Raw genomic sequence first — 15,190 nt, 5'->3', positions numbered from 1 at the left:
TGCACGCCGGGCCGGTGGATTTCCGTCCCTCATCGAGCCGTCACCCCCACCAGCCCGCACCCGCCCGCGCAACCACCAACAGACGCGAGCTGAGCGAAGCGCCCCCACCGGCCCCAGCCACATCGCGGCAGCAGCCAGCTCCCCCTCAGCCCAGGCCTATGGGACCGGTCTCCTCACGCGCCCGCATCCGTGACGGCAGGAGTACGGCGGCCAGCCTCCCACCGGCCGCACAGCCGACCAACCGAACCCGCGCCCCCCACCCCTCCCCCCGCTGCCAGCCTGTCTTGACGCCCGCCCCCACGAGCCGCTGAGGCCGGCCGGACGCCGGACCGCCCGGGTCCCGTCGCCATCCTGAACCGCCACCACCCACTACCTGCCACTGCCGCTACCCGCCCCCCACTGCGGCAACTCCGGGATCAGCAGCGCCCCATAGCCCGTGAAGCGCCGGGTTCCGCAGTGGTCGCACCTTGCCGCGTCTCCCTCCTGCGTCCACCCCGTCGCGTGCGCACACCTCACCACGAGCCTCCCCACCACCGTGGTCACCCGATCGCCCCTTCGGCCGGCCGGTGCACGTTGCGGAAGTGCCTGCGCACGGCGATCGCCGCGTCCACCGCACGCTCCCCGCCGCACGCTTCCGCATCGCGGCGGGCCGCCTCCAGTTCGGCGCACTCCTTGCAGCCGACCAGCGACACGGTCGACGCTGCGCGGGCGTGCTGCTCGGCCACCTCCGTGATGTGGCCACCCACGCTCACCTGCAGCCGGCCGCTGCCTTCACCCCCACGCAGCCTCAGCCGCAGCGTTGCCCCTGCGGGTGCGGGCGCGGTGGCGATGAGCTCGGCCGTCAACGTCTCGGCGGCACCCGCCAGTTCCGTCATACCGCGCTCCCCGAGAACGGCCCGCAACACGGCCCGCGCGACCGCCTGTGCGGATGCGTCGCGCGGCAGTTCGAGTGTGTACGTCCAGGGCTGCGATACGGATACGGTGACCATGCAACTCTCCCGGCAGGGTGGGGGGTTGAGCCACGTCCCGTGGCCTGCATCACACTCTAGCGCCGCGGAGATAAGTTATTTCCAGCCCCAGGGAAAAGGCTTATCTGTGCCACCCGCCCGGGCTACGAGTGCTCACTGTGTTCGAGCAAGGAGGGGGTGCAGTGCCCGTGAGGGACAGATCAACTACCCGTCAGCTTCGCCTCGGCAGCGAACTGCGCAAGCTCCGCGAGGCGGCAGGAGTGTCCTCCACTGAAGCGGGCCGACTGCTCGGCACGAGCCAGGCTCAGATCAGCAACATCGAGGCGGGGCGCGTCGGCGTCAGCCCGGACCGGGTGCGCGCCATGGCGGACAACTACTGCTGCACGGACCAAGCCCTCATCGGCGCCCTGGCAGTTATGGCCGGAGAGCGCCACCGAGGCTGGTGGGAGGAGTACCGCGACACACTTCCTGCCAGCCTGCTCAGCCTCGCCGAGGCTGAGTACCACGCAAGGGCCCTGCGCGTATCCCAGGTGATCAACATCCCCGGGCTGCTGCAGACCCCCGAACACGCCCGCGCGCTCTTCCGCGAGGCTGTCCCACCTCTGCTCCCGCATGAGATCGAGTACCGGGTCGGATTCCGGATCAAACGGCAGGCGATTCTCTACCGGGATACCCCGCCGTCCTACACGGCGATCATCCACGAAGCAGCCCTGCGGATGTGCTTCGGCGGTACAGCCGTTGCGAGAGCCCAGCTCGACCACCTGCTCGACCTGAGCGAGCGCGAAGGAATCACCATCCTGGTCATCCCGTTCGGAGGGCAGCTCTTTCCTACCTCCGGCCAGGGAATCGACTACTTCTGTGGTCCGGTCGCCCATCTCGACACCGTGCATATCGACACGGTGCACGGTGGCGCCCTGGTCGAGAACGTGCCACAGCTTCAGAAGAACCGGCTCGTACTGGACCGCATGGAGAGCGCGGCGCTTTCGCCCTCTGATTCCCGCGACATCATCCGCCGCATCTCCAGAGACGACTGAAGGGTTATGCCATGCCCAGGCTCGACTGGAGGAAGTCCTCCTACTGCCAAGAGGGGTCTTCGTGCCTCTACCTTGCCGCCAGCGCCGGAACCATACTGCTTCGCGAGAGCGAGGTTCCCGGCACCATACTCACCACGACGCCTGCCAGACTCCGGCCCCTCATAGCCCAGATTAAGGCCGGGCCGTCAGCCCGCCTCCTGCGGCGGGAGGCAATACGGTGACCACGCTGCTTTGACAGAAGTCCTCTCGCAGTCAAGAGGCCTCCTCCTGCGTCTACCCGGCTGCGACTCCGTCAGGAGAGGTACTCCTCCGCGAGAGCGACGCCCCCGGCGACATCATCGCCATGCCGCCGGACAGGCTGAGCCCCCTCATAGCCCGCATAAAAGCCGGAACGCTCAGCGCGAGCTGACCCCGCTGACCGCGCGGCCGCCGGTACCCCCGTATCCGGCGGCCGACCGCGACCGTTCCGTACGAGACAGCATGGCCGACGCGCGTCCCGCCGGACCATAGGAAGATCTTCCTACCGCTGCGCCCGGGCGCTAGCTTGGTGTGCGTACGGCCGGGCGCCCGGCCACGAAAAAGACCCCCGCCACGGAGGGCTAGTCCGTGACGAGGGTCAACCGAAATCGACTCGGACGGCGTGTGGCCGTCAGCCCTCAGTCTCTGTGAGGACTGCCGGTCACCGTCCGGTCAACCACCCGGAGGGGACCCCGTTCAGGCGACCAGCCCGCCCTGCCGCGCCACCATCAGCGTCGACACCCGATTGTTCGTGCCGAGCTTGCGATAGATCCGCTCCAGGTGGCGGTTCACCGTGTGCGGCGAGATCGTCAGGCGGCGGGCGATGGCCGCGGCGGTGAGGCCTTCGGCCAGGAGCCCGAGGACCGTCGCCTCCCGCGGTGTCAGATCGCTTCCCACGTCGGGAACGACCGCGCTGCGCAGGCGGCGCAGTTCGTACACGTGGTTGGCCATGGTCTGGATGACCGGCTGCATGCGGGTCAGGAAGGCGAGGTCCCGGTCGCCGAAGTCGCCGCGGCGGCCCACGAGGGCGACGCACATCTTGCCGTCCTCGCAGGCGAGGGGGACGCCGACCTGCTGGGTGACGCCGAAGTCGCGGCGCGCTTCCCGGTACCACTGGGTGTTGCGCCAGTCGTCGCAGATGTCGGTGATCTTCACGGGGGCCTGCTCGGTCAACCCGTACTCCAGGAGCGGGTGGCCTTGCATGATCCGCCGTTCGACCAGGCCGTCGACGATCTCGGTCAGGGCGTCCGGCGCCCAGCCCCGTACCGATCCGGTGCCTTCCGCGATCCACACCTCCGAGAACGTCGCCGAGTCGCAGCCCAGCGAGTCCAGGAGCTCCCGGGCGATCAGGTGCCAGGCCGAGCCCAGGTCCTCGTGTTCCAGGACCGCGACGACCAGGTCGAGCATGCGCCCGTAGTCCCGTGTGCGGAGTTGTGCTGCCATGGCAGAGCTCGCTCCCCCCTCGTGACCCCCGTCATCCTCATATCTCTCGCTGTCGTCCTACGCGCGCCCCGCAGGCCCCGCCGCTCCCGCCGTCAGGACCAGCGACCCGTCCGCCCCAGCAGCAGCGCGGCCGCCGCCGTGCCCGCGGTCGAGGTGCGCAGGACGCTGGCGCCCAGGCGGTACGGCCGGGCGCCGGCCTCGGCGAACGCCGCGAGTTCCTCGGGGGAGACGCCGCCTTCGGGGCCGACCACGAGGACGATGTCGCCCGTCGCGGGCAGCTCGGCGGTGGCGAGCGCGGCGCTGTGGCCCTCCTCGTGGAGGACGGCGGCGAAGGCGGCACCGGAGAGCAGCCCGGCGACCTGGCGGGTCGTCATCGGCTCGGCGACGTCGGGGAACCGGAGGCGGCGGGACTGCTTGCCGGCCTCGCGGGCGGTGGCGCGCCACTTGCCGAGGGACTTCAGGCCGCGGTCGCCCTTCCACTGGGTGATGCAGCGGGAGGCCGACCAGGGGACGATCGCGTCGACGCCGGTCTCGGTCATGGTCTCGACGGCGACCTCGCCCCGGTCGCCCTTGGGCAGGGCCTGGACGACGGTGATGCGGGGTTCGGGCTGCGGCTCGGAGCGTACGGAGGTCACGGCGACGTCGAGCCGGTCCTTGCCCTCGACGGCGGCCACGGTGCCGAAGACCCCCGTGCCCTGACCGTCCGTCAGGCCGATCTCCTCGCCGACCCGGAGGCGGCGGACGGAGACCGCGTGGCGCCCTTCGGGGCCGTCCAGGGGGAAGACGGTACCGGGGAAGACCCCCGTCAGGGCGTCCTCCTCGACCAGGAACACCGGCGCTGTCATGACTCGCTCCCTCGCATTTCGCTCCCCCGCGTCTCGCTCCCCCGTACCGTGCCCCGCTCCCCCTGCCTCGATGTGTCCCCCGCCGCGTCGAGTTCGGTGATGAGCGTCTCGATGAGCGCGGCGGCGGGCAGGGTCCGGGCGAGGCGGTGCCCCTGGCCGGCCCACAGGGCCATCGCCTGCGGGTCGCCCGCTTCGGCGGCGGCCTTGCGCAGCCCTGCCGTCAGGTAGTGGACCTGGGGGTAGGCGGCTGGGGCGTAGGGGCCGTGCTCGTGGATGAAACGGTTCACCAGCCCACGGGCGGGGCGGCCCGAGAAGGCCCGGGTGAGCTCCGTACCGACGAACAGCGGATCGGTCAGGGCCTGCTTGTGCAGGGCGTGCGCACCGGACTCGGGGCACGCCAGGAAGGCGGTGCCGAGCTGCGCGGCGTCGGCGCCCGCGGCGAGGACGGCGGCTATCTGCTCGCCGCGCATCAGCCCGCCGGTGGCGATCACGGGGAGGTCGACGGCGGCGCGGACCTGGGCGAGCAGGGACAGCAGGCCGAGGCCGGCGCCCGCGCCGTCGGCGTGCGGGTCGTCGCGGTGGGTGCCCTGGTGGCCGCCGGCCTCGATGCCCTGGGCACACACGGCGTCCGCCCCGGCGTCGCGCGCGGCCAGCGCCTCGGCGGCCGAGGTCACGGTGACGACCGTCAGCGTGCCGGCGGCGGCGAGGGCGGCGACGGCCTCGGGCGAGGGGCAGCCGAACGTGAACGAGACGACCGGCACGGGGTCGTCGAGGAGGATCGCGAGCTTCGCGTCGTAGGCGTCGTCACCGCCGTGGTCCCGGTCGCCCAGCGGCGTCTCGTACCAGGCGGACTCGCCGGCGAGCTGCTCGGCGTAGACCTCGACCGCGGCCGGGTCGGCGGCGGGAGGCTGCGGCATAAACAGATTCACACCGAAGGGTGCGGCGGTGCGGGCACGAAGCTGCTTGATCTCTTCGTACATCGCCGCGGGCGTCTTGTAACCGGCGGCCAGGAAGCCGAGGCCGCCGGCCTCGGACACCGCGGCCGCGAGGGCGGGCCCGGAGACGCCGCCGGCCATGGGCGCCTGCACGACCGGGTGCCGGCACAGGCCGGTGAGCGCGGAGGCCACCCTGGGTTCGTATGCCATGACCACATCGTGTCACAGACCATGTCAATCACCGGACGGGCTCGATCCGAGCCCGTCCGGTGAAAAAGACCACACCGCCAGATGAAGGGTCAGCGCCCGTTGAACGCGTCCTTCAAGCGCGAGAACAGCCCCTGCTGCCCCGGCTTGCCGTGCCCGCCCGGGGGCCGACCCCCGGACCCCCGGCCCGGCGCCTACCGCCCGTTGAAGGCGTCCTTCAACCGCGAGAACAGCCCCTGCTGCCCCGGCTTGAACTCGCCCATCGGCCGCTCCTCGCCCCGCAGCTTCGCCAGCTGCCGCAGCAGCTCTTCCTGCTGCGGGTCGAGCTTATTGGGCGTGATGACCTCGACGTGCACGATGAGGTCGCCGCGACCGCCGCCGCGCAGGTGCGTGACGCCCCGCTGGTGCAGCGGGATCGACTGGCCCGACTGCGTGCCGGGCCGGATGTCGATCTCCTCGACGCCGTCCAGGGTCTCCAGCGGCACCTTGGTGCCGAGGGCCGCGGCCGTCATCGGGATGGTGACCGTGCAGTGCAGGTCGTCGCCGCGGCGCTGGAAGACCGGGTGCGGCTTCTCGTGGATCTCGACGTAGAGGTCGCCGGCGGGGCCGCCGCCGGGGCCGACCTCGCCCTCGCCCGCGAGCTGGATCCGGGTGCCGTTGTCGACACCGGCCGGGATCTTGACCGTCAGGGTGCGCCGCGAGCGGACGCGGCCGTCACCGGCGCACTCCGGGCAGGGCGTGGGCACGACCGTGCCGAAGCCCTGGCACTGCGGGCACGGCCGGGAGGTCATGACCTGGCCGAGGAAGGAGCGGGTGACCTGCGAGACCTCGCCGCGGCCACGGCACATGTCACACGTCTGGGCGGAGGTGCCGGGGGCCGCGCCCTCGCCGCTGCACGTGGTGCAGACGACGGCGGTGTCGACCTGGATCTCCTTGGTCGTCCCGAAGGCGGCCTCGTCGAGGGTCACTTCGAGACGGATCATGGCGTCCTGGCCGCGCCGGGTGCGCGAGCGCGGGCCGCGCTGCGACGCCTGTCCGAAGAAGGCGTCCATGATGTCGGAGAAGTTGCCGAAGCCCGCGCCGAAGCCACCGGCGCCGCCACCGCCGCCGGACGCCGAGAGCGGGTCGCCGCCGAGGTCGTAGACCTGCTTCTTCTGCGGGTCCGAGAGCACCTCGTAGGCGGCGTTGATCTCCTTGAACCGCTCCTGCGTCTTCGGGTCCGGGTTGACGTCCGGGTGCAGCTCGCGGGCGAGGCGGCGGAAGGCCTTCTTGATCTCGTCCTGCGAGGCGTCGCGCCGTACGCCCAGGACCGCGTAGTAATCCGTGGCCACTTACGACTCCGCCAGGATCTGTCCGACGTAACGTGCCACTGCGCGTACCGCTCCCATCGTTCCGGGGTAGTCCATGCGGGTCGGTCCGACCACGCCGAGTTTGGCGACTGCCTCGTCGCCCGAACCGTAGCCGACGGCGACGACCGATGTGGAGTTCAGTCCCTCGTGAGCGTTCTCATGCCCGATGCGCACCGTCATCCCGGAGTCCTTGGCCTCGCCCAGCAGCTTCAGCAGGACGACCTGCTCCTCCAGCGCCTCCAGCACGGGCCGGATGGTGAGGGGGAAGTCGTGACCGAAACGGGTGAGATTGGCGGTGCCGCCGATCATCAGCCGCTCCTCGGTCTCCTCGACCAGCGTCTCCAGCAGGGTGGCCAGCACCGTAGAAACGGTTCCGCGGTCCTCCTGCTCGAAGGACTCGGCCAGATCCGCCACCAGCTGCGGGACGTCCGTGAACCGGCGGCCCACGACACGGCTGTTGAGCCGCGCGCGCAGATCCGCGAGGGAGGTCTCGCCGATCGGGGCCGGGCAGTCGATCATGCGCTGCTCGACCCGCCCGGTGTCCGTGATCAGCACGAGCATGACGCGGGCCGGAGCCAGCGAGAGCAGCTCCACGTGGCGCACCGTCGAACGGGTCAGCGACGGATACTGCACCACCGCGACCTGCCGGGTCAGCTGCGCCAGCAGGCGGACCGTGCGCCCCACGACGTCGTCCAGGTCGACGGCGCCGTCCAGGAAGTTCTGGATGGCGCGCCGCTCCGGCGTCGACAGGGGCTTGACGCCCGCCAGGCGGTCGACGAAGAGCCGGTAGCCCTTGTCGGTCGGGATGCGGCCGGCGCTGGTGTGCGGCTGGGCGATGAAGCCCTCCTCCTCCAGCGCGGCCATGTCGTTGCGCACCGTGGCCGGGGAGACGCCCAGCCGGTGCCGCTCGGTGAGGGCCTTGGAGCCGACCGGCTCCTCTGTGCCCACATAGTCCTGGACGATGGCGCGCAACACCTCGAGCCTGCGTTCGCTCAGCATCGCGCGCACCTCCAAGTCCAGACCGTCTTACGGGGCCCGTTCCTGGCACTCAGCAGTCGCGAGTGCCAAAGCCCTCCAGCCAGTGTACGGCCGTGCACCACAGGCAGGGCAAGAGCCGTCCCCGCCGCGTGCCCGCGGCAGGACGCCGGACGGGCAACCGTACCGCGCTCCCGCTAGCGTCCTGGTATGGACAGCGGTCAGCAAGGCCACGGGGATGCAGCACGGTGGGAACGGCTCGCGCCGGGCGTCGCGCGCCGCCGAATGCCGACGTGGGACGCCACCGTCGGGGTCGTCACAGGCAGTACGGGCGTGCTGCTCGTGGACACCGGCTCGACGGTCGCCGAAGGCGCGGAGCTCGGGCACGAGGTGCGGGAACTGTTCGGCCGGGGAGTGACGCATATCGCTCTGACGCACCCCCACTTCGATCACGTCTTCGGCACGGCGGCCTTCCCGGGCGCGGAGGTGTACGGGGCCGTGGGCGCCGCCGAGCTGATGCGGCGCGAGCGCGAGGAGCTGCGGCTGGACGCGGAGCGGTACGGGCTCGCGCCCGCGGCCGCCGCGGAGGCCGCCGAGCGGCTCGTCACACCCCGGCACCCGGTCAGCGGGGAGCTGACGCTGGACCTGGGCGGCGGGCGCCAGGCGCTCCTCGCCAACCTCGGGCCCGGCCACACCGCGCACGACCTGGCGGTCTTCGTCGCGGGCTCGGGCGGGGCGCCCGAGGTCGTCTTCTGCGGGGACCTGGTGGAGGAGTCCGGCGAACCCCAGGCCGGGCCGGACGCGCTGCCCCACCGCTGGCCCGCGGCCCTGGACCGGCTGCTGGCGCTCGGCGGCGAGGACGCGCTGTACGTGCCGGGGCACGGGGCGGTGGTGGACGCGGCGTTCGTACGCGCGCAGCGGGACGCGCTCGCGCTGCGCTTCGGGGTGGCGTGACTCTCCGGCACGGGGTGGCGTGACCGTCCGGCGCGAGGTGTCGTGACCGTCCGGTCCGCGGGAAGAATGATCTCCATGCGCAGCAGACAGTACGGTCCCGATCTCACTCCCCCGTGGAAGAAGCAGCAGCCCGCGCCCGAGGTGGCCGCCGAGGCCGACCTCGTCGTCGAGGAGGTCACCACCGGTTTCTGCGGGGCGGTGATCCGGTGCGAGAAGACGGCGCAGGGGCCCACGGTCACCCTGGAGGACCGCTTCGGCAAGCACCGGGTCTTCCCGATGGAGCCCCGCGGCTTCCTGCTGGAAGGGCGCGTCGTCACCCTCGTCCGCCCCACGGGTGCGGCCCGCGCTCCCCAGGGGCCCGCGCGGACCGCGTCCGGCTCGATCGCCGTCCCCGGGGCGCGGGCACGCGTCGCCCGGGCCGGGCGCATCTACGTGGAGGGCCGCCACGACGCCGAGCTCGTGGAGCGGGTGTGGGGCGACGACCTGCGCATCGAGGGCGTGGTCGTCGAGTACCTGGAGGGCATCGACGACCTCCCGGCCGTCGTCCGCTCCTTCGCCCCCGGGCCGGACGCCCGGCTGGGCGTCCTGGTCGACCACCTCGTGCCGGGCTCGAAGGAGTCCAGGATCGCGGCGGAGGTGACGGGCGAGCACGTGCTGGTCGTGGGTCACCCGTACGTGGACGTGTGGGAGGCGGTGAAGCCGTCGTCCGTGGGCATCCGGGAGTGGCCGCGGGTGCCGCGGGGGCAGGACTGGAAGACGGGGGTGTGCGAGGCGCTCGGGTGGCGCCCGGTGAACACGGGCGCCGCGTGGCAGAGGATCCTTTCGAGCGTGCGCTCGTACAAGGACCTTGAGCCGGCGTTGCTGGGGCGGGTCGAGGAGCTGATCGACTTCGTGACCGCTCCATAGCCTCGGCTACGCACCGCCGGGCAGCCAAAGATTTTCAGCCGTCCGGCGATTGAGGACCGGGGTCCGGGGCAGAGCCCCGGGACCTCAGTCCACCAGGTCCCGCACCACCGCATCCGCCAGCAGCCGCCCCCGCAGGGTCAGAACCGCACGACCCTCCTCGTACGGCCCGGCCTGCAGCAGGCCGTCCGCCAGCGCCCGCGCGGCCGCCGCCGCGCCCGCGGGCCGCAGCAGCGACAGCGGGCACCCGTCCACCAGCCGCAGCTCCAGCAGGATCCGCTCGACCCGCTGGTCCTCCTCCGGCAGGACCTCGCGGCCCGCCCCCGGGGAGCGTCCCTCGGCCAGCGCCTGCGCGTACGCGCCCGGGTGCTTGACGTTCCACCACCGCACGCCCCCCACGTGGGAGTGCGCGCCGGGTCCCGCGCCCCACCAGTCGGCGCCGCGCCAGTAGAGCTCGTTGTGGCGGCAGCGGCCGGCGTCGGTCGTGGCCCAGTTGGAGACCTCGTACCAGGAGAAGCCGGCGGCCGTGAGCGCCTCCTCGGCGATGAGGTAGCGGTCGGCGTGGACGTCGTCGTCGGTCATCGGGACCTCGCCGCGGCGGATGCGGCGAGCCAGCTGGGTGCCCTCCTCGACGATCAGCGCGTACGCGGAGACGTGGTCGGGGCCGGCGCCGATCGCCGCGTCGAGGGAGGCGCGCCAGTCGTCGTCCGACTCCCCGGGGGTGCCGTAGATCAGGTCGAGGTTGACGTGCTCGAAGCCCGCCGCGCGCGCCTCGCCGACGCACGCCTCGGGGCGGCCGGGCGTGTGCGTGCGGTCGAGGATCTTCAGGACGTGCTGCCGGGCGCTCTGCATGCCGAAGGAGATCCGGTTGAAGCCGCCCTCGCGCAGCTCCGCGAGGTAGCGCGGGTCGACGGACTCCGGGTTGGCCTCGGTGGTGACCTCCGCGCCGTCCGCGAGGCCGAACTCGTCGCGGATCGCCGCGAGCATCCGCACCAGGTCGGCGGCGGGCAGCAGCGTGGGCGTGCCGCCGCCGACGAAGACGGTCTCGACGGGGCGCGGGTCGTCGCCCAGGACCTTCCGTGCCAGGCGGATCTCCTCGGCGACCGTCTCGGCGTAGTTGTCCCGCGAGGCGAGCGCGCCGCCGGAGCCGCGCAGCTCGCTCGCGGTGTACGTGTTGAAGTCGCAGTACCCGCAGCGCGTCGCGCAGTAGGGCACGTGCAGGTAGAACCCGAGCGGCCGCTGCCCGGCGCCGGCAAGGGCGTGACCGGGCAGGGCCCCGTCCTCGGGCATGGGTTCGCCGTCAGGCAGTACGGAAGGCATGGGTCCATTGTCCGGCATCGGCGGAGCGGACCGGCCGGGCCGGAACCTCCCCGGTCCGGACCGGCCGGGTCACCGCCCGGGGGCCGCCTCGGGACGCCTCCCCGGAGACCACCCGGCGGCGATCAACCCGCGGCGATCACCCCGCGGCGATCACCCCATGGCGATCACTTCTCGCGAGCCCCCTCGTACATCTCCTCGATCAGGTCCTTGTAGCGCCGCTCCACGACCGGCCGCTTCAGCTTCAGGCTCGGTGTGAGCTCGCCGTGCTCGACGTCGAGGTCGCGCGGCAGCAGCCGGAACTTCTTGATCGTCTGCCAGCGCTGCAGGCCCTCGTTGACGCGCTCGACGTAGCCCTCGACGAGCTCGGTGGTCCGCGGGTCCGCGACGACCTCGGCGTAGGACTTGCCCGCCAGGCCGTGTTCGGCGGCCCAGGTCATGAGGGTGGGCTCGTCGAGCGCGAGGAGCGCGGTGCAGTAGTTGCGGTCGGCGCCGTGCACGACGGCGTTGGAGACGAAGGGGCACAGGGCCTTGAAGCGGCCCTCGATCTCGGTCGGTGCGACGTACTTGCCGCCCGAGGTCTTGATCAGGTCCTTCTTGCGGTCGGTGATGCGCAGGTAGCCGTCGGGCGAGAGCTCGCCGATGTCGCCGGTGTGGAACCAGCCGTCGCTCTCCAGGACCTCGGCGGTCTTCTCGGGCAGGCCGTGGTAGCCGGCCATGACGCCTGGGCCGCGCAGCAGGATCTCGCCGTCGTCGGCGATGCGGACCTCGGTGCCGGGCAGCGGCTTGCCGACGGTGCCGGTGCGGTAGGCCTCGCCGGGGTTGACGAAGCTGGCGGCGCTGGTCTCGGTGAGGCCGTAGCCCTCCAGGATGTGGATGCCGGCGCCGGAGAAGAACAGGCCGATGTCCACGGGCAGCGCGGAGGCGCCGGAGATGCAGGCGCGCAGCCGGCCGCCGAAGGCCTCGCGGATCTTGGCGTAGACGAGGGCGTCGGCGATCCGGTGCTGCGCGGCGAGGCCGAAGGGGACCGTCTTGCTGCCGGTGCGGCGGAAGTTCTCCTGCGAGACCCTGGCGTACTCGCGGGAGACCTCGGCGGCCCAGCGGAAGATCTTGTACTTGGCGCCGCCGCCCTCGCGGGCCTTGGCGGCGACGCCGTTGTAGACCTTCTCGAAGATGCGCGGGACGGAGGCCATGTAGGTGGGCCGGACGACCTTGAGGTTCTCGGCGATCCGGTCCTGCCGCCCGTCGACGGCGGTGACGTGCCCGGTGCTGATCTGGCTGCAGGTCAGGACCTTGCCGAAGACGTGGGCGAGCGGCAGCCACAGGAACTGCACGTCGTCGGGGCGGACCATCTCGGTGGCCTGGATGGCGCGCGCCATGTACGACCAGGTGTCGTGGGGCAGGCGGACGCCCTTGGGGCGGCCGGTGGTGCCGGAGGTGTAGATGAGCGTCGCGAGCTGCTCGGAGCGCAGGGCCGCGATCCGGTCGCGGACGGTGCCGGGCTCGGCCTTGAGGCGGGCGGCGCCGCGCCGCTCCAGCTCGGCGAGGGAGAGCACCCAGCCCTCGGGGTCGCCGTCGGCCGCGACCGCGTCCTTCTCGTCGATGACGACGACGTGGGCGAGTCCGGGCAGGTCGGCGCGGTGCTCGCGGGCCTTGGCGAGCTGGGCCGCGTTCTCCGCGATGAGCACCCGGCTCTCGGAGTCGGAGAGGATGAACGCCGTCTCCTCGGCGTTGGTGCTGGGGTAGACCGTGGTGGTGGCGGCGCCGGAGCAGAGCACTCCGAGGTCGGCGAGGATCCACTCCACGCGGGTGGCGCTGGAGAGGGCGACGCGCTCCTCCGCCCGTACGCCGAGGTCGGCGAGGCCCGCGGCGATCGCGAAGATCCGCTCGGCCGCCTCACCCCAGGAGAGCGAGGCCCAGGTGTCGGCGCCCTGGCCGGAGGGGGCGGGGACCGGGTAGCGGTAGGCCTCCGCGTCGGGTGTCGCCTCGACGCGTTCGAGGAGGATCGTCGCCACGGAGGGCGGCCGGTTCTCGATCAAAGCCTGTGTCTCGGTCACGGCGTCCTCCGGGGCCCGATCGTTGCTGGTGACTCACGAGTAACCTTCCAAGCAGTGATCAGCGTAAGCCGCTTGGGCCCGCTGCGTAAGGGCCTGGGATGGGCTTGTCGAAGCTGTGACCAGCAGGCGCGCCCCGGGGGCGCTCAATGACGCGAAAGCGCCCGTCCCCCGAGGGGGACGGGCGCTTCCTGAGCACTGCGGGACGGTGTCCGCCGGGATTACTTCTTGCCCTTCTCCCCGGACTCGTCGCTGGACAGCACCGCGATGAAGGCCTCCTGCGGGACCTCCACGCTGCCGACCATCTTCATCCGCTTCTTGCCTTCCTTCTGCTTCTCCAGCAGCTTCCGCTTACGGGAGATGTCACCGCCGTAGCACTTGGCGAGGACGTCCTTGCGGATGGCGCGGACGGTCTCACGGGCGATGACGCGGGAGCCGATCGCGGCCTGGATCGGCACCTCGAAGTTCTGCCGGGGGATGAGCTCGCGCAGCTTGGCGACGAGGCGCACGCCGTAGGCGTAGGCCTTCTCCTTGTGCGTGATCGCGGAGAAGGCGTCGACCTTGTCGCCGTGCAGCAGGATGTCGACCTTGACCAGGTCGGCGGTCTGCTCGCCCGTGGGCTCGTAGTCGAGGGAGGCGTAACCGCGGGTCTTGGACTTCAGCTGGTCGAAGAAGTCGAAGACGATCTCCGCGAGGGGGAGGGTGTAGCGCAGCTCGACCCGGTCCTCGGAGAGGTAGTCCATGCCCAGCATCGTGCCGCGGCGGGACTGGCAGAGCTCCATGATCGCGCCGACGAACTCGGTGGGCGCGAGGACGGTCGCCTTGACGACCGGCTCGTGCACCTCGGCGATCTTGCCCTCGGGGAACTCGCTCGGGTTGGTGACGACGTGCTCGGCGCCGTCCTCCATCCGCACGTTGTAGACCACGTTGGGCGCGGTGGCGATGAGGTCCAGGCCGAACTCGCGCTCAAGACGCTCGCGGACCACGTCCAGGTGGAGCAGGCCGAGGAAGCCGACGCGGAATCCGAAGCCGAGGGCGGCCGAGGTCTCCGGCTCGTAGACCAGCGCGGCGTCGTTGAGCTGGAGCTTGTCGAGGGCCTCGCGCAGCTCCGGGTAGTCCGAGCCGTCCAGCGGGTACAGGCCCGAGAAGACCATGGGCTTGGGGTCCTTGTAGCCGCCCAGGGCCTCGGTGGCGCCGTTCTGCTGGGAGGTGATCGTGTCACCGACCTTGGACTGCCGGACGTCCTTCACACCGGTGATGATGTAGCCCACCTCGCCGACGCCCAGGCCGTCGGCCGGGAGCATCTCGGGCGAGTTGGTGCCGATCTCCAGCAGCTCGTGGGTCGCGCCGGTCGACATCATCTTGATGCGCTCGCGCTTCTTGAGCTCGCCGTCGACGACACGGACGTAGGTGACCACGCCGCGGTAGGAGTCGTAGACCGAGTCGAAGATCATCGCGCGGGCCGGGGCGTCCTTGACGCCGACCGGCGCCGGGACCTCGCGGATGACGCGGTCGAGCAGCTCGGGCACGCCGACGCCGGTCTTGGCGGAGACCTTGAGGACGTCCTCGGGGTCGCAGCCGACGAGGTTGGCGAGCTCGGCGGCGAACTTCTCCGGCTGGGCGGCAGGCAGGTCGATCTTGTTGAGGACCGGGATGATCGTGAGGTCGTTCTCCATCGCCAGGTAGAGGTTGGCGAGGGTCTGGGCCTCGATGCCCTGCGCGGCGTCGACCAGGAGGATGCAGCCCTCGCATGCGGCGAGCGAGCGCGAGACCTCGTAGGTGAAGTCGACGTGACCAGGGGTGTCGATCATGTTGAGGATGTGGGTGTTGCCCTCATCATCGGTGGGCGCCCACGGCAGACGGACCGCCTGGGACTTGATCGTGATGCCGCGCTCGCGCTCGATGTCCATCCGGTCGAGGTACTGCGCGCGCATCTGCCGCTGGTCGACCACGCCGGTCAGCTGAAGCATCCGGTCGGCGAGCGTCGACTTGCCGTGGTCGATGTGCGCGATGATGCAGAAGTTGCGGATCAGAGCCGGGTCGGTACGGCTCGGCTCGGGCACGTTGGTAGGGGTCGCGGGCACGCAGGATCCATTCGGTGACTTCGGCGTTTGAACGCCAGTCTCGGCGGGAGTCGGGTATACGACTCCCCCATCGTCCCATGACCGGCGGGCTCGGTCCGGTTTGG

14 protein-coding genes and 1 pseudogene are annotated in these 15,190 nt (G+C 71.5%); 5 read left to right on the top strand and 10 right to left on the bottom strand.

What is annotated here, in order from left to right:
* Positions 1 to 369: 369 nt before the first annotated feature.
* Together NQU55_RS37070 and NQU55_RS09175 are read right to left on the bottom strand one after the other, a co-directional pair.
* The gene (locus NQU55_RS37070) at positions 370 to 516 is read right to left on the bottom strand and encodes a DUF6255 family natural product biosynthesis protein (protein WP_372504672.1); all 147 of its coding nucleotides are present in this window, start codon (positions 514 to 516) and stop codon (positions 370 to 372) included.
* A 23-nt stretch (positions 517 to 539) separates the two neighbouring features.
* Positions 540 to 989: a hypothetical protein gene (locus tag NQU55_RS09175; RefSeq protein ID WP_168096855.1), complete on the bottom strand. Its 450-nt coding sequence runs from the start codon at positions 987 to 989 to the stop codon at positions 540 to 542.
* 167 nt (positions 990 to 1,156) lie between these two features.
* Here NQU55_RS09175 and NQU55_RS09170 point away from each other — a divergent pair, with 167 nt between their 5' ends.
* From NQU55_RS09170 to NQU55_RS09160, 3 genes and pseudogenes are all read left to right on the top strand, one after another.
* On the top strand, positions 1,157 to 2,002 hold the full coding sequence (locus tag NQU55_RS09170) for a helix-turn-helix domain-containing protein (protein ID WP_168096856.1): 846 nt from the start codon (positions 1,157 to 1,159) through the stop codon (positions 2,000 to 2,002).
* Positions 2,003 to 2,013: 11 nt separating this feature from the next.
* A complete protein-coding gene (locus tag NQU55_RS09165) occupies positions 2,014 to 2,223 on the top strand; it encodes a DUF397 domain-containing protein (protein WP_168096854.1) in 210 nt (69 codons plus the stop codon).
* Positions 2,224 to 2,249: 26 nt separating this feature from the next.
* Positions 2,250 to 2,411: pseudogene (locus NQU55_RS09160) on the top strand (DUF397 domain-containing protein); the annotation flags it as partial.
* Between the two features lie 305 nt (positions 2,412 to 2,716).
* Here NQU55_RS09160 and NQU55_RS09155 read toward each other — a convergent pair.
* The 5 genes from NQU55_RS09155 to hrcA all read right to left on the bottom strand — a co-directional run bounded on the left by NQU55_RS09155 (position 2,717) and on the right by hrcA (position 7,798).
* On the bottom strand, positions 2,717 to 3,463 hold the full coding sequence (locus tag NQU55_RS09155) for a helix-turn-helix transcriptional regulator (protein WP_168093881.1): 747 nt from the start codon (positions 3,461 to 3,463) through the stop codon (positions 2,717 to 2,719).
* A 92-nt stretch (positions 3,464 to 3,555) separates the two neighbouring features.
* Entirely contained in the window at positions 3,556 to 4,308 is a 753-nt protein-coding gene (locus NQU55_RS09150; protein ID WP_168093882.1) for a 16S rRNA (uracil(1498)-N(3))-methyltransferase, read from the bottom strand.
* Positions 4,305 to 5,435, bottom strand: a complete 1,131-nt coding sequence (locus NQU55_RS09145; RefSeq protein ID WP_168093889.1) for a nitronate monooxygenase — start codon at positions 5,433 to 5,435, stop codon at positions 4,305 to 4,307. Before NQU55_RS09145 ends, NQU55_RS09150 begins: the two co-directional genes overlap by 4 nt.
* 209 nt (positions 5,436 to 5,644) lie before the next feature.
* The gene (dnaJ, locus tag NQU55_RS09140; protein WP_168093883.1) at positions 5,645 to 6,781 is read right to left on the bottom strand and encodes a molecular chaperone DnaJ; all 1,137 of its coding nucleotides are present in this window, start codon (positions 6,779 to 6,781) and stop codon (positions 5,645 to 5,647) included.
* Complete coding sequence (gene hrcA, locus NQU55_RS09135; protein ID WP_058046900.1) at positions 6,782 to 7,798, bottom strand: heat-inducible transcriptional repressor HrcA; 1,017 nt, start codon at positions 7,796 to 7,798, stop codon at positions 6,782 to 6,784. It abuts the gene before it with no gap.
* Positions 7,799 to 7,984: 186 nt separating this feature from the next.
* Here hrcA and NQU55_RS09130 point away from each other — a divergent pair, with 186 nt between their 5' ends.
* Entirely contained in the window at positions 7,985 to 8,728 is a 744-nt protein-coding gene (locus NQU55_RS09130) for an MBL fold metallo-hydrolase (protein WP_168093884.1), read from the top strand.
* A 75-nt stretch (positions 8,729 to 8,803) separates the two neighbouring features.
* On the top strand, positions 8,804 to 9,634 hold the full coding sequence (locus NQU55_RS09125; protein WP_168093885.1) for a DUF3097 domain-containing protein: 831 nt from the start codon (positions 8,804 to 8,806) through the stop codon (positions 9,632 to 9,634).
* 84 nt (positions 9,635 to 9,718) lie between these two features.
* Here NQU55_RS09125 and hemW read toward each other — a convergent pair whose 3' ends face one another.
* The 3 genes from hemW to lepA all read right to left on the bottom strand — a co-directional run bounded on the left by hemW (position 9,719) and on the right by lepA (position 15,086).
* Positions 9,719 to 10,951: a radical SAM family heme chaperone HemW gene (gene hemW / locus NQU55_RS09120; protein WP_168093886.1), complete on the bottom strand. Its 1,233-nt coding sequence runs from the start codon at positions 10,949 to 10,951 to the stop codon at positions 9,719 to 9,721.
* A 164-nt stretch (positions 10,952 to 11,115) separates the two neighbouring features.
* Positions 11,116 to 13,005, bottom strand: coding sequence for an AMP-dependent synthetase/ligase (locus NQU55_RS09115; protein ID WP_168093887.1), 1,890 nt, complete (start codon positions 13,003 to 13,005; stop codon positions 11,116 to 11,118).
* A gap of 218 nt (positions 13,006 to 13,223) precedes the next feature.
* Positions 13,224 to 15,086, bottom strand: a complete 1,863-nt coding sequence (gene lepA, locus NQU55_RS09110; RefSeq protein ID WP_256790224.1) for a translation elongation factor 4 — start codon at positions 15,084 to 15,086, stop codon at positions 13,224 to 13,226.
* Positions 15,087 to 15,190: the final 104 nt, after the last annotated feature.

The organism is Streptomyces telluris, from assembly GCF_024519335.1.
Classification (GTDB): domain Bacteria; phylum Actinomycetota; class Actinomycetes; order Streptomycetales; family Streptomycetaceae; genus Streptomyces; species Streptomyces telluris.
This window is presented reverse-complemented; position numbering and strand designations above follow the sequence as displayed.

Coding starts and splice junctions, on each gene's coding strand:
- NQU55_RS09175 (WP_168096855.1), bottom strand. CDS start 989: ATGGTCACCGTATCCGTATCGCAGCCCTGGACGTACACACTCGAACTG.
- NQU55_RS09165 (WP_168096854.1), top strand. CDS start 2,014: ATGCCCAGGCTCGACTGGAGGAAGTCCTCCTACTGCCAAGAGGGGTCT.
- NQU55_RS09155 (WP_168093881.1), bottom strand. CDS start 3,463: ATGGCAGCACAACTCCGCACACGGGACTACGGGCGCATGCTCGACCTG.
- NQU55_RS09150 (WP_168093882.1), bottom strand. CDS start 4,308: ATGACAGCGCCGGTGTTCCTGGTCGAGGAGGACGCCCTGACGGGGGTC.
- hrcA (WP_058046900.1), bottom strand. CDS start 7,798: ATGCTGAGCGAACGCAGGCTCGAGGTGTTGCGCGCCATCGTCCAGGAC.
- NQU55_RS09130 (WP_168093884.1), top strand. CDS start 7,985: ATGGACAGCGGTCAGCAAGGCCACGGGGATGCAGCACGGTGGGAACGG.
- NQU55_RS09125 (WP_168093885.1), top strand. CDS start 8,804: ATGCGCAGCAGACAGTACGGTCCCGATCTCACTCCCCCGTGGAAGAAG.
- hemW (WP_168093886.1), bottom strand. CDS start 10,951: ATGCCTTCCGTACTGCCTGACGGCGAACCCATGCCCGAGGACGGGGCC.